12 protein-coding genes are annotated in these 12,527 nt (G+C 72.4%); 7 read left to right on the top strand and 5 right to left on the bottom strand.

All coding sequences use genetic code 11. The features are described from left to right. Positions 1 to 22: 22 nt before the first annotated feature. The 3 genes from Apa02nite_RS52020 to Apa02nite_RS34660 are packed head-to-tail and all read right to left on the bottom strand — an operon-like array spanning position 23 to position 2,623. A complete protein-coding gene (locus Apa02nite_RS52020; protein WP_203828836.1) occupies positions 23 to 1,390 on the bottom strand; it encodes a sensor histidine kinase in 1,368 nt (455 codons plus the stop codon). Continuing rightward, the gene (locus Apa02nite_RS34665) at positions 1,383 to 2,048 is read right to left on the bottom strand and encodes a response regulator (protein ID WP_083970899.1); all 666 of its coding nucleotides are present in this window, start codon (positions 2,046 to 2,048) and stop codon (positions 1,383 to 1,385) included. The genes Apa02nite_RS52020 and Apa02nite_RS34665 overlap by 8 nt, the downstream gene beginning before the upstream one ends. After that, a complete protein-coding gene (locus Apa02nite_RS34660) occupies positions 2,039 to 2,623 on the bottom strand; it encodes a sensor histidine kinase (protein WP_067685353.1) in 585 nt (194 codons plus the stop codon). The genes Apa02nite_RS34665 and Apa02nite_RS34660 overlap by 10 nt, the downstream gene beginning before the upstream one ends. Positions 2,624 to 2,729: 106 nt before the next feature. Between Apa02nite_RS34660 and Apa02nite_RS34655 the strand changes: the two genes are divergently transcribed. From Apa02nite_RS34655 to Apa02nite_RS34645, 3 genes are all read left to right on the top strand, one after another. Beyond that, the gene (locus tag Apa02nite_RS34655; RefSeq protein ID WP_203828835.1) at positions 2,730 to 4,964 is read left to right on the top strand and encodes an Hsp70 family protein; all 2,235 of its coding nucleotides are present in this window, start codon (positions 2,730 to 2,732) and stop codon (positions 4,962 to 4,964) included. Positions 4,965 to 5,169: 205 nt separating this feature from the next. After that, positions 5,170 to 5,913 (top strand): AAA family ATPase, encoded by a 744-nt coding sequence (locus tag Apa02nite_RS34650; protein WP_203828834.1) that lies wholly within the window; start codon positions 5,170 to 5,172, stop codon positions 5,911 to 5,913. An 18-nt stretch (positions 5,914 to 5,931) separates the two neighbouring features. After that, positions 5,932 to 6,498, top strand: coding sequence for a GNAT family N-acetyltransferase (locus Apa02nite_RS34645; protein WP_239164755.1), 567 nt, complete (start codon positions 5,932 to 5,934; stop codon positions 6,496 to 6,498). Here the strand turns inward: Apa02nite_RS34645 and Apa02nite_RS34640 are convergent. Continuing rightward, complete coding sequence (locus Apa02nite_RS34640; protein WP_203828833.1) at positions 6,443 to 7,183, bottom strand: hypothetical protein; 741 nt, start codon at positions 7,181 to 7,183, stop codon at positions 6,443 to 6,445. The genes Apa02nite_RS34645 and Apa02nite_RS34640 overlap by 56 nt on opposite strands. Positions 7,184 to 7,289: 106 nt before the next feature. On the opposite strand from Apa02nite_RS34640, the gene Apa02nite_RS34635 reads away from it, so the two are divergent. Continuing rightward, complete coding sequence (locus tag Apa02nite_RS34635) at positions 7,290 to 8,057, top strand: ferritin-like domain-containing protein (protein WP_203828832.1); 768 nt, start codon at positions 7,290 to 7,292, stop codon at positions 8,055 to 8,057. Here the strand turns inward: Apa02nite_RS34635 and Apa02nite_RS34630 are convergent. Beyond that, entirely contained in the window at positions 7,999 to 9,474 is a 1,476-nt protein-coding gene (locus tag Apa02nite_RS34630) for a PLP-dependent cysteine synthase family protein (RefSeq protein ID WP_203828831.1), read from the bottom strand. The two genes, Apa02nite_RS34635 and Apa02nite_RS34630, sit on opposite strands and share 59 nt — an antisense overlap. Before the next feature lie 222 nt (positions 9,475 to 9,696). Here Apa02nite_RS34630 and Apa02nite_RS34625 point away from each other — a divergent pair, with 222 nt between their 5' ends. From Apa02nite_RS34625 to Apa02nite_RS34615, 3 genes are read left to right on the top strand one after another with little or no spacing between them, the layout of a single operon-like run. After that, on the top strand, positions 9,697 to 10,320 hold the full coding sequence (locus Apa02nite_RS34625) for a hypothetical protein (RefSeq protein ID WP_203828830.1): 624 nt from the start codon (positions 9,697 to 9,699) through the stop codon (positions 10,318 to 10,320). 17 nt (positions 10,321 to 10,337) lie between these two features. Beyond that, positions 10,338 to 11,063: a methyl-accepting chemotaxis protein gene (locus Apa02nite_RS34620; RefSeq protein ID WP_203828829.1), complete on the top strand. Its 726-nt coding sequence runs from the start codon at positions 10,338 to 10,340 to the stop codon at positions 11,061 to 11,063. A 33-nt stretch (positions 11,064 to 11,096) separates the two neighbouring features. Beyond that, positions 11,097 to 12,053 (top strand): SDR family NAD(P)-dependent oxidoreductase, encoded by a 957-nt coding sequence (locus Apa02nite_RS34615; protein WP_203828828.1) that lies wholly within the window; start codon positions 11,097 to 11,099, stop codon positions 12,051 to 12,053. The last annotated feature ends 474 nt before the right edge of the window (positions 12,054 to 12,527 follow it).

Genomic DNA, 12,527 nt, shown 5'->3' with positions numbered 1-12,527 from the left:
CACGGCAGGGACCGGCGACGCGTCACGACCCCGGCCCGAGGGTGGCGCCGGATTCGAGGAGCGCGTCCAGCCGGTCCGGCAGCCAGGCGTGCAGCCGCAGTCCGGGCTTCTCGTCGTCCGGGCAGGCGACGTCGCCGCCGAGCGCCGCGAGCCGTTCGCTGTCGTCGAGCAGGGCCGTCCGGACCTGCTCCGCGGTCACCGGCGGATCGGGATCCTCGACCAGCACCCGCACCCGGCCACCGCCGTGGGTCAGTCGCACGTGGATCTCCGTGGTCTCCGGCCCGTCCACCCGGACGTCCAGCTCGGCCGTGGTCACCCCTCGGACCAGCGATCCCGGCCGGCCCACGGGCGGTTCCGCGCTCCCGGCCTCCTGCGCGAGCAGCTCCAGGGCCGCCGCCGTCACCTGGTAGACCCCGGACTCGATCTCCCACGCCACCCGGACGTCCAGGTCGCCGGTGATCCGCACCGTCCGGCGCAGGTCGGCGATCAGCTCCTCCAGGGCAGCACCCGGACCCTGGCTGCGCAGCACCGCCGGATACACACCCCGGGCGATCACCCGGAACCGGTCCAGCAGCTCGTCCAACTCGGTGCGCGCCCGCACCAGGTGACCCGGAACCTCCGGCTGCCCCAGGCCGTCCCGGGCCGCGGTCACATGCTCGCGCAGCGCGGCCAGGCGGCCCGAGGTCGCGCGGGACAGCTCGGTCAGCAGCCGGCGCCGCTCCACCTCACGGGCCTGCGCGAGCCGCCGCCGGGACGCCTGCAACTCACCCGCCAGGTGGTCGGCGCGGCGGACCCGGTCGGCCAGTTCGGCGTTGAGCGCCACCGTCCGCAGCAGCAGGGCCGCCCCGTTCGCCACGTCCCGCATCAGCGCGCGGTCGGCGGGCGTGATCGGCGCACCCGGCTTCTCGATCACCAGCACGGCCCGCAGCTCGGTCCCGTCCAGCACCGGCACGACATGCCCGATCCCCGGCCGGGCCAGCAGCACCGCAAGGTTCTCCACACTGTCCGCCGCGCAGGCGGACACTCCGTCGTCCGGATAGGCAGCGCTGATGACCAGGCGCTCCCCCACCGCGAGCCACACCGACGCCCGGCGCGCTCCGGTCCCGTCGGCCAGCACCCCGGCCAGCCCGGGCAGCGCCTCCTCCATCGACGGCGACCGCAGCCGCCGCGCCGCGTCCGCCAGCGCCGAGTAGGGCGTCACCCGCCGGTCGTGAACCACCCGCTCCACCGGCCCGCGCAATCGCGCCACCAGCACCACCGCCACCCCGGCGGCCAGGAACGGCAGCCCGGCGACCACCGGGCCCGGCCCGCTGACCAGGCCCGCCAGCACCAGCGGCACGAATGCCCCACCGCCGAGCAGCGCGGCCCGCAACACCCCCGCCCTACGCACCGTCCTGTTGCGATCTCAGATACGTCAGCACCGCGAGCACCCGCCGATGGTGCTCCGCGGCGTCGGCCGGCAACCCGAGCTTGCTGAAGATGTTCGCGATGTGTTTCTCCACCGCCTTCGGCATCACCACCAGCTGATGGGCGATCCCGCCGTTCGACCGTCCCTCGGCCATCAGCCGCAGCACTTCCTGCTCCCGCCCGGACAGAGCCGCCACCACGTCCCGGCGGCTGCTGCTCGGCCGTTCGACCAGGCGCCGCGCCAGCACCGGCTCGATCACGATCTCGCCGTCCCGGATCCGGGTCAGGGTGTCGCTGAGCACGTCGACGCTGCCCACCTTCTCCTTGAGCCGGTACCCGATCGCGTCGGTGCCGATCTGCAGCACCCGCATCAGGTAGTGCGCCTCGGCGTAGTGCGACAGGAACAGCAGCCCGAGCTTCGGGTGCGCGGCCCGCAGCCGTTCCGCGGTGACCAGGCCACCGTCCGGTTCGGGTGGCATCCGGATGTCCAGGATCGCGACGTCGGCCGGTTCGGTGGCGAGCAGCTCGACGAGCGCGTCACCGTCCGCGGTCGCGCCCACCACCTCGTGCCCGGCCGCCTCGAGCAGCATCATCAGGCCGTCGCGGAACAGGGCCCCGTCCTCGGCGAGCGCTACCCGCACGGAATCCGCACCTTGATCGTGCGCCTACCGGCATCCTCGACGATCTCGACCACCCCGCCCAGCCACGCGATCCGGTCACCGACGGTGACGCCCCGGCCAGTATCGGCACCGGCCAGATCGAGCGCCAAGCCGTCGTCATCCCGGCGGACCGTGATGTCCACCGTTCGAGTGGTGACCGGATGGTCCCGGAGCACTTCGAGGACGGCGAAGTACGCCACGCCCTCCACGGCCGGGTCGAACCGGCCGTCGGCGGCGTCGACCCGGACCGGCGCCGGCAGGACCGAGGCCAGTTCGCGCAGCGCGGCGCCCAGGCCGGCCTCCTGCAGCAGCGGCGGGTAGATCTGGTCGGCGATCAGCCGCAGCTCCTGCAGCACGATGTGCAGCTGTCCTTGCAGGTCTTCGATGTCGTGCCGCAGGTCACCGGCCTTCTGCCCGAGCAGTCCGAGGTGCAGGGTCAGCGCGGCGATCCGCAGCGCCGGGCCGTCGTGCAGCTGTCGTTCCAGGTCACGGCGGCGTGTCCAGTGTTCGTCGGCCTGCCGGCGACGGGCGGTGTCGTCGTCCGGACCGAGCGTCATGCCCTCATTGTGCAGGAATTCACCCGACACGTACGGGTTGGTACCCTGGATCCCGGCCCCCCGGTGTCCGAGACTGACCACAGTGCAGGACCGTCTTGGAGGTGTGGTGGGTTACGACCTGGGTGTCGATCTGGGCACCACCTTCGTCGCCGCCGCGATCTCCCGGGACGGCCGCACCGAGATGTGCACGCTGGGCAACCAGACCGTGGTCACCCCGGCGGTGGTGTTCCTCAGTGAACCGTCCCGGCTGGTCTTCGGCGACGCCGCGGAACGCCGCGCGCTGAGCCACCCGGACCGGGTCGAGCGCGCGTTCAAGCGCCGGCTGGGCGATCCGACCCCGGTGGTGCTCGGCGGCGTCCCGCACGCGGTGACCGCGCTGATGTCCGCGCAGCTGCGCGACGTGCTGGACACCGTCACCCGGGTGGAGGGCGTCCCGCCGGACCGGGTCGCGCTGACCTACCCGGCGAACTGGGGCCCGTACCGGCGGGAGCTGTTCGAGGAGATCCCGCGGCTGGCCGGGCTGCACGACTACGTGCTGCTGACCGAGCCGGAGGCGGCCGCGGCCTTCTACGGCGCGTCCCGGCTGCTCGCCGAGGGTGACACGCTGGCCGTCTACGACCTCGGCGGCGGCACGTTCGACGCCACGGTGCTGCGCAAACGCGCCGGGTTGGTCGAGGTGATCGGCGACCCGGACGGCATGGAGCGGCTCGGCGGGATCGACTTCGACGAGGCGATCCTGCAGTGGCTGAACTACCAGCACGGTGGCGCGCTGGCCGAGCTCGACCTGTCCGCGCCCGAGTCGGCGGCCGCCATGGCGAACCTGCGCCAGGAGTGTGTGCAGGCCAAGGAGGCGCTGTCGGTCGACGTCGAGACGACCATCCCGGTGCTGCTGCCGAACCGGCACTTCGTCGCCCGGCTGACCCGTCCGGAGTTCGAGGGCCTGATCCGCGCCCCGATCGAGTCCACCATCGGCACCCTGATCCGGGCGGTGCACACCGCGCGGCTGGACGTCGGTCAGCTGTCCGCCGTACTCCTGGTCGGTGGATCCTCCCGGATCCCCTTGATCGAGAGAATGGTCGCGGCCGAGACCGGCCGGCCCACCGTGAACGACGCGCACCCGAAATACGCGGTCGCCCTGGGCGCGGCGATGGTCGCCGCGGGCCCCCGCCACGCGCCGGCCCCGGCCGGTCCCGCGCCGGCACCGCAACCGCCATGGACGCCACCGCCTGCGCACCATGACGGCCCGATCAGCACCGGCCGGAGTCGGCGCGCCCTCACCCTGGTCGCGGCGCTCGCCGCCGTCCTGCTGCTCAGCGGCACGATCGTCGCGCTCACCCGGGACCGCGACCACTCGATGTCGGCCGCGGCTCCTCGGCAACGGCCCACTCCCGCCTCGACCGCCGCCCGCATCGCGAAGACTCTGCTCTCCGCGATCGCCGTGCCGTCGCTGGCGAAACCGGTGACGCTCACCTCACCCCCGAGTTACGTCGCCGCCTCCCCGAACGGGCGCCAGCTCTACATCGCCAGCGGCGACCAGACCGTCTCGGTGCTCGACACCAGCACCGATCGGGTGACCCCGACCACCATCCGGGTGCCCGGCCCGGCCCGGTTCCTGTCCTTCTCCCCCGACGGCCGCTACGTCTACGTCAGCCTCTGGGACCGCCGCGACGGCGACGTGCACGCCGTCAGCATCCTCGACACCAGCGACAACACCATCAAGAAGACCATTCCGGTACGGACGCGGCCGTTCCTCGCGGCAGTCACCCCGGACGGCACCCGGTTGTACGTCCCGAACCACGACGGCCACACGGTCACCGTGATCGACACCGAGAGGATGGCCCCGATCGCCGAGATCACCGTCCCGCCCGAGCCGCACTACGTGTCATTCTCGGTCGACGGCACCCGGGCCTACATCGCCGATCACGAGTCCAACGAGATCAGTGTCGTGGACACCGCCACCCGCAAGCTGCTCAGGAACATCAAGGTCGGCCGGTCCCCGCACAGCGTCGAGCAGAACCCGGTCCGACCGCTAGTGATCAACGTCAACTGGGACGACGACACGGTCTGCGCGATCGACACGACCACGCACACGGTCCGCCGCACCATCGCCGTCGGCAACGAGCCGCTGAACGTCCACTGGTCACCGGACGGCCGCTACGCCTACGTCGTCAACAGCGGCAGCGACACCCTCTCGGTGATCCGCGCCGACAACCTCCAGGTCACCGCGACGCTCCCGACCGGCAAGGCGCCCACCTCGATCGCGGTCCTGCCGGACGGCTCCCGCGGCTACGTCAGCAACAGCAAGGACAACACGCTCACGGTCCTCGACCTGACCCGCTGAACGCCCTACTCGCCGGCCTCGGCCCGCCAGGCGATCAGTTGCCCGGCCACGCCTTCCGTGTCGACGGTGCCCGCCGGCAGTCCGGCGTCACCCGCCGCTGGAGCTTTCCGGCACGGCCCGAGTCCCCCGGAAGAAGGTAGCTCTCCTGCCGACAAGCAGGCCGCAGAGGAAAATGGCCACCTGCCGAACCCGGTATGGTGAGGCGATGGCCTGGCCTCGCACGGTGGTCCTCAACGGTGATCTCGGCAGCGGCAAGACGACCGCGTCGGTGCTGCTGGCCGAGCGGCTGGGGGTGCGGCGGGTCAGCGTCGGTGACCTCTACCGCCGGATGGCGGCGGAGCACGGCATGACGGCGCTGCAGTTCAACCTGCACTCGGAGCTGGACGACAAGATCGACCATCAGATCGACCAGCTGCAGCACGACATCGCCGCCTCCGGTCAGCGGCTGGTGGTCGACAACCGGCTGGCCTGGTACTACTTCACCGACGCCCTCAAGGTTCACCTGATCACCGATCCGGTCGTGGCCGCCCGGCGGGTGCTGGCCCGGCCCGGTGACGCGGTGGAGCGCTACGACAGCGTCGAGGAGGCCCGGCGCCAGCTCGCCGAGCGCAGCGACAGTGAGCGGCAGCGGTTCCTCGCGCGGTACGGCGTCGACAAGTCCGACCTGCGCAACTACGACCTGGTCTGCGACACAACCCGGGCGACCACCGAGCAGGTCGTCACCCGGATCGTCGAGATGCTCGGCAGGCCGGCCACCGCGTCGCCGGTCACCGCGTGCCACCTCGATCCCCGCCGGGTCCGCCCGACCGCGGACACCGACGAGGACGGCGAGATCACGGTGCGGCACCAGGCATCGGAGTTCGTCGCCGTGCGCGGGCACCGCCGCCTGACCGCCGCGGTCCACGCCGGCGAAACCCTGACCCCGATGCTCCTCGCCGACGGCGCCTGACACCCCGACACTGAAGGCATGACGTTGACGACCCGGATGCTGTCACCGGAGACGTGGGACGACTTCGCCGCGCTGGTCGAGGCGAACAACGGGGTCTGGGGCGGCTGCTGGTGCATGGGCTTCCACCCGGAGGGCGTGGGCGCGGGGCGCACCCGCGAGGGCAACCGGCAGGCGAAGCTTGCGCACGTCACGCGCGGGACGGTTCACCAGGTGCTCGTCTACGACGGCACACTCTGCGTCGGCTGGTGTCAGTTCGGTCCGCCGCCGGAGCTGCCCACCATCAAAAACCAGCGATCGTACGATCAGGGAGCCGGCGAGTCACCGGACTGGCGGATCGGCTGCATCTTCACCGGTGCGAAGCAGCGCGGCAAGGGTGTCGCCGCCGCTGCCGTCACCGCCGCGCTCGACGAGATCAGGCGGGCCGGCGGCGGGATCGTCGAGGCCTACCCGGAGCAGACCGACGAGCGGCCGCCGCAGCGTGGCGCCTACCTGCACACCGGCCCGGAGGAGCTGTACGCCCGGCACGGCTTCACCCGGGTGCGGAAGATCGCCAAGTGGCGGTGGGTGATGCGCGCCCAGATCTGATCGCGCTGCCCTCAGCCCAATCCCCCGGCGCCTCGACGAGCTTGCAGCGCACGGCGTCGTAGATCGGCGAAGCGTCCTGCCCGAACGCGCCGCTCAGATCCCAGTACTCCTCGCTGATCGCGTCGTCCTCCGGCTCGAGACGGCCGAGCAGGTCGACGATCTGATCGAGCCCGAAATAGGCGGCGGCCGTGCTGAACGCGGCGATCTGCTCATCGGTGCACGCGTCCAGCGGCCAGCCGGCACCGTTGGCCATCGCGCCACCGTGGAACCACATCAGATACGACAGGTGCCGCAGCCCGACCGGGCTCTCCGCGGACAACCACGGTTCGAGGTCGATACCGCGCTCCATGACGGCGTCGACCCGGTCCCGGTCGAGGTAGTCGCCGGCGCCCGAGCGCCAGTCCAGGGCGTGCACCCAGCGGTATTTCGCGCCGGGCGCGCGCAGGATCTCCAGGCCACGGGCGCGGGGCAGGACGTTCGTGCCGGACTCGTCCAGGCGAAGATCCCGGCCGCCCCGGTGCCGCTCCACCCGGCACTCGTCGGGGCCGCTGACCCACACCAGCACGCCGTCGTGGTCGAAGACCGGTTTGGTGGCCCAATCAACGGCGGCGTAGGTCGCCTCGAGGTCAGCGGCATCGATCACTTGCTGCCGTTCGCGAGCGAGGTACCACCGCAGTCTGATCACCGCACCAGTCTGCCGGAGCGGGGAAAACCGGCCGGGCCGGGGAGGTCGTGTGGAGGTTCCGTGCAGGGCCTTCCAGCGGCACCGGCCACGGGCCCAGGGTCGTGTCATGGACATTCACCAGCATCTCGCCATGTTCGAGGAACACGCTCGCCGCCGGGCCGCGCGGACCGAGCCGCAGCCGCTCGGCGGGCAGCTGCCACCAGCGCTGATCCGCAGCGTCCAACGGTTCCAGGCCGGCGAGGACGGCGACGGCACCAGCCTGATCGCGGCGGCGACCCGCGCCGGCGACCCGGTCTATCTGGCCGCGATCCGCCTCTTCGTGGCCGAGGAGCAGAGCCACGCGGTCCGGCTGGCGAACGTGGTGCGCTACGCCGGGGCGGCCCCGATCAGCGGGCACTGGACCGACACCGTGTTCGTGCTCGTCCGCCGCGGTGGTGGCCTGCGGCTGGAGTTGCTCACGCTGATGCTGGCCGAGGTGGTGGCGCTGCGCTACTACCGGGCGCTGCGCGACGGGTCCGGCGACGACTACGTGGCCGACGTGGCCGGCCGGATCCTCGCCGACGAGGAACGGCACGTGCCGTTCCACCTCGACCGCCTGCGGCAGGGTTTCGCCGGGACCCCGCTCGCCGGCCGGGTCGCCGCGGCCGCCGGGTGGTGGGCGCTGATGACCGGGGCGGCCCTGGTGGTCTCCCTCGACCACGGTGGCGCGCTGCGGGCGCTGGGGCTGAGCCGCCGGCGGTTCGTCGCCGACGTGCTGCGCCTGTTCCGCCCGATGGTCACGGCCGTCTTCGGTCAGCGGGCGGCCGCGGCGGACGTCAGTGAACCGCCGCTGCGGCGTCTCGGGAGGACGTTCCGGCCAGCGCACCACGAGTGATCACTCCGGTGATCCGGCCGTCGGTCAGGACCGCGACCCACGTGGCGGCTGCGGGCGTGCGTTCCAGAGCCTCGGCCGAGGACTCACCGATGCCGACGGTCGGCAACGGAGGCTGGGCAAAGTCGGTCAAGAGGGCGCCCGGATCGGCGTGGATCAGCGCGTCGAGCGGCACCGCCCCGACGACGTCACCGGGCGCCGGATCGGTCAGCGGACGGTTCCCGCGCGGCAGGACCACCAGCGCCACCGAAGCGACCGGCTGGCCGGTCACCTGGCCGGCCGGCCGAGCCGGCACCCGGGCGGCGGCCGGGAGATCCCGCACCCGGGCGGTGACCGGCAGCAGGACCGCGGCGGTGATCGGGCTGTCCCCGACCAGCGGGCCGGGCGAGGCCGCGGACCCGGGTGCGGCGTGGGCTCCGGACCCGGGCGAGGCTGCGGCCAGGGAGTCACGTGCCGCCGGCACCGGGAAGCCGCTGCGGCGCAGCCAGCCGTCGTCGAAGTACTTGGACAGGTAGGCGCGGCCGGAATCCGGTGCGAGGACCACCACCAGCCCGTCCGGGCCCAGCTCACGGGCCACCCGCAGCGCCGCCACCACGGCCGTGCCGGTCGACGCGCCGACCAGGACGCCCTCCTCGCGGGCCAGCCGGCGGGTCATCGCGATGGACTCCCGGTCGCCGACCCGCTCGATCCGGTCGACGACGTGCGGGTGATACGACTCCGGCCACACGTCGTCGGCGGTCGCCGGGTGCACGTAGTGGCCGATGCTCTCCACGTAGTACGGGCTGCCGTCACCGCCGCCGTAGACCGAGTTCTCCGGGTCGGCGCCGACGATGGTCACCGGGCCCGCCGACCGCAGGAACGCCCCGGTGCCGCTGATCGTGCCGCCGGTGCCGACGCCGGCCACGAAGTGGGTGACCCGGCGGCCGGTCTGCCGCCAGATCTCCGGGCCGGTGGTGGCCCGGTGCGCACCCGGGTTGGCCGGGTTGTCGTACTGGCCGGCCAGCCAGCCGCCCGGTGTCTCGGCGGCGAGCCGGGCGGCGACCTGCGAGACGTGCCGGGGATCCTCGCGGGGCACACCGCCCACGGTGATCACCACCTCGGCGCCGTAGGCCCGCAGCGTCGCGACCTTCTCCGCGCTGCTCTTGTCCGGCACCACGACCAGGGCCCGGTAGCCGCGCTGTGCGGCGATCATGGCGAGGCCGATCCCGGTGTTGCCCGAGGTGCCCTCCACGATCACCCCGCCCGGGCGCAGCTCGCCGGACTCCTCGGCGGCCTCGACCATGGCCAGCGCGGCGCGGTCCTTGACGCTGCCCCCGGGGTTGAGGAACTCCGCCTTGAGATGGACTTCGGCGGCGATCCCGGCGGTGATCCGGGTGAGCCGGATCAGCGGCGTGTCGCCGATGGCATCGAGCACACTCATCGCCATAACCTATCAGACACATAGGAGTTATAGGCGATGCCGCCGGGCGACTCAGCGATGGAGGATCAGGCTGTAGAGCAGATAGCCGCCCGCGGCCGACAGGCCCGCCGCCAGCAGCAGCACCCACGTCGGTCTCGTCTGTTCTTCCACCCGCGGACCGTACCAGTCCGAAACGGCTCAGGTGTGGCCGGGCGGTGCCGAAGCGGACAGCGGGGAGGCGCCGTGTTTTCACCAGCGAGCCGGCTGCTGGGCCGGCTGCGCTACGCGTACAAGATCCTGCTGGTCACCCTGGTGCTGCTGTTGCCGCTGGGTTTCGTGACCTGGGGTTACGTCGGTATTCAGTCCAGCCAGGTGGCGTTCAGTGCCAAGGAGCGGGCCGGTACCGTCTACCTGCGGCCGCTGCTCGCCCTGACCGCGGCCACGGTACGAGCCCGGCACCTGGCCGTCGACGGCAGCCCGCCGGGCGGGGTCGACACGAGTGCGGTGGACGCCGCCGACCACGAGCACGGCACCGAGCTGGGCGTCGAAACCGCCTGGCGCGCGGCCAAGGCGGAGCTGGCCGCCGCCACGGGCAGTGGGCAGACGGCTTTCGACGCGTACGGTAAAGCCTCACATGCCCTTCTCGGCCTGATCGTCGCCGTGTCCGACGCCTCGAACCTGACCCTCGATCCGGACCTGGACTCGTACTACGTGATGGACGCGCTGGTGTTCCGGCTGCCGCTGTTGCTGGACCAGGCCGGGCGGGCCGTCGACGAGACGGTCCTGGCGACCGGCGGATCGGTGGCCACGGCCTCCGCGGCCTGCGCGCCGAAGGTGACGACATCACCGCGACGTCGGGCGCGCTGACCGAGGTCAGCGGGCAGATGCGGGCCAGCGCCGAGTTGACCACCGCGAAGGCCGGCCAGGCCCGCGACGTCGCCGACACGGTGTCCCGGCACGTCTCGGCGACCTCGGCCGGCGCCGAGGAGATGTCCGCGTCGATCAACGAGATCTCGCAGGGGGCGAGCCAGGCCGCCGCGGTCGCCGCCGAGGCGGTCGACGCGGCCCGCGACACCACCGAGATCCTCGACCGGCTCCGCGGGAGTTCCGCGCAGATCGGCGACGTCCTGCAGGTGATCACGTCGATCGCGGCGCAGACGAACCTGCTCGCGCTGAACGCGACGATCGAGGCGGCCCGGGCCGGTGAGGCCGGCAAGGGTTTCGCCGTGGTGGCCGGTTCGGTCAAGGACCTGGCGCAGGAGAGCAGCCGGGCCGCGCAGGACATCACCGCCCGGATCGACGCGATCCAGCGCGACGCCCGGGACGCGGCCGGCTCGATCGAGCAGATCACCGCGGTGATCGCGCGGGTGGACGAGTTCCAGGCGACGATCGCCGCGGCGGTCGAGGAACAGTCCGCGACGACCGCGGAGATGAGCTACGGCATCAGCGAGGTGGCGGCCGGCGCCGAGCAGATCGCCGGCGGGTTCGGCTCGGTCACTGAGGAGGCCCGCCGGATCACGGCGGCGGCCGATACCACGGCCCGGTCGGCGCACGAACTGGCCGGCGCCGCGACCCGGCTGCGCGAGGTGGTGGCGACGTTCACGACCTAGGTTGGCGCGGGTCACCGCGGGTACAGCGTGGCCATGGATGCCACACCAGTAGTCGTGATCACCGGGGCTTCCAGCGGCGTGGGGCGGGCGACGGCGCTGGCCTTCGCCCGGACCGGCGCCAGGCTGATCCTCGCGGCCCGATCAGAATCGGACTTGGAGACTGTTGCTGCGGACTGCCGGGCCGTGGGCGCGCAGGCGCGGGCGGTGGTCGCGGATGTCACCGACGGCGACGCGGTGGAGGCGGTGGCCGAGGCCGCCTCTCTCGCGTACGGCGGGATCGACGTCTGGGTGCACACCGCCGCGGTGATGGCCTACGGGAAGTTCGAGGACGTACCGGCCGAGGTGTTCGACCGGGTCGTCACCGTCGACCTGCTGGGCGCGGCCACCGTGGCCCGGGTCGCGCTGCGCCGGTTCCGTGCGCGCGAGCGAGGCGTGCTGGTGCTCACCGGTTCGCTGCTGGGGACCGTGGTCACGCCGTTCACCAGCTCCTACGTCACCAGCAAGTGGGGGCTGCGCGGGCTGGCCCGGGCGCTGCGGCTGGAGACCCGGGACGCGCCCGGCATCCACGTCTGCCTGGTGTCGCCGGGCGCGGTGGACACCTCCATCTATCGCACCGCGGCCAACTTCGCCGGCCGCTTCGGCCAGCCCCCGCCCCCGGTCGACTCGCCGGAGAAGGTCGCCGCCGCGATCCTGCGCTGTGCCCGCCGCCCGCGCGGCGAGGTGTCGGTCGGCCTGGTCAACCCGCTGATCAGATTCGGCTTCGTGGCGCTGCCGGCGGTGTACGACGCCCTGGTGGTCCCGCTGATGAGCGTCGGAGGCCTGTCCCGCGAGCAGGTCGCCCCGCACCACGGCAACGTCTTCACCCCGATCCCGCCTCCGCCCAAGCCCGCCCCGGCCCGCCGGCGCTCCCTCGCAGCCCCAGCCGCCGGCCTCGCCCTGACCGCCGCCGCCGTGCTGACCTGGCACGCCACCCGGCAGTCCCGCCCCTGACCGCTCGCCGGCTGGCGCTCAGGGGTGTCTCGGGGTGCCCGAGACACCCCTGAGGACCAGCCAAGGACCGCGACCGGCCAGACCGCAGCGCACGTCACGGTCCCGGCTGGTCGTGAGGGGTGCCTCCGGCACCCCGAGGCACCCCTGAGCGCCAGCCGAGGACCGCGAGGCGCGCGGTGGTCCGGTGTGGTGGCGGTGTCGCGCGAGGCCACCACGGGACGTGGCTTGTAGCCTGCGGACGGGCGCTCCGTATTCGTACCGAAAAAGTGGTAAGCGGGAGGTTAAAGCCTACCTTGACCCGGGATGTGCTTGCGAAAATGTCGAGTCCTGTTTCTTTTCGTTGACATCACACATGTAACTGGCTCAATGTGATCTCGTTACGTCGTTGTGCGAAGGGAAACACTCGATGCCGCGATCGCCCTGGAAGTCCCTGCTCACAGCAAGCCTGCTAGTCCTCGTCAGCCTGGTGGCGCC

It is taken from the genome of Actinoplanes palleronii (genome assembly GCF_016862315.1).
GTDB lineage: Bacteria > Actinomycetota > Actinomycetes > Mycobacteriales > Micromonosporaceae > Actinoplanes > Actinoplanes palleronii.
This window is presented reverse-complemented; position numbering and strand designations above follow the sequence as displayed.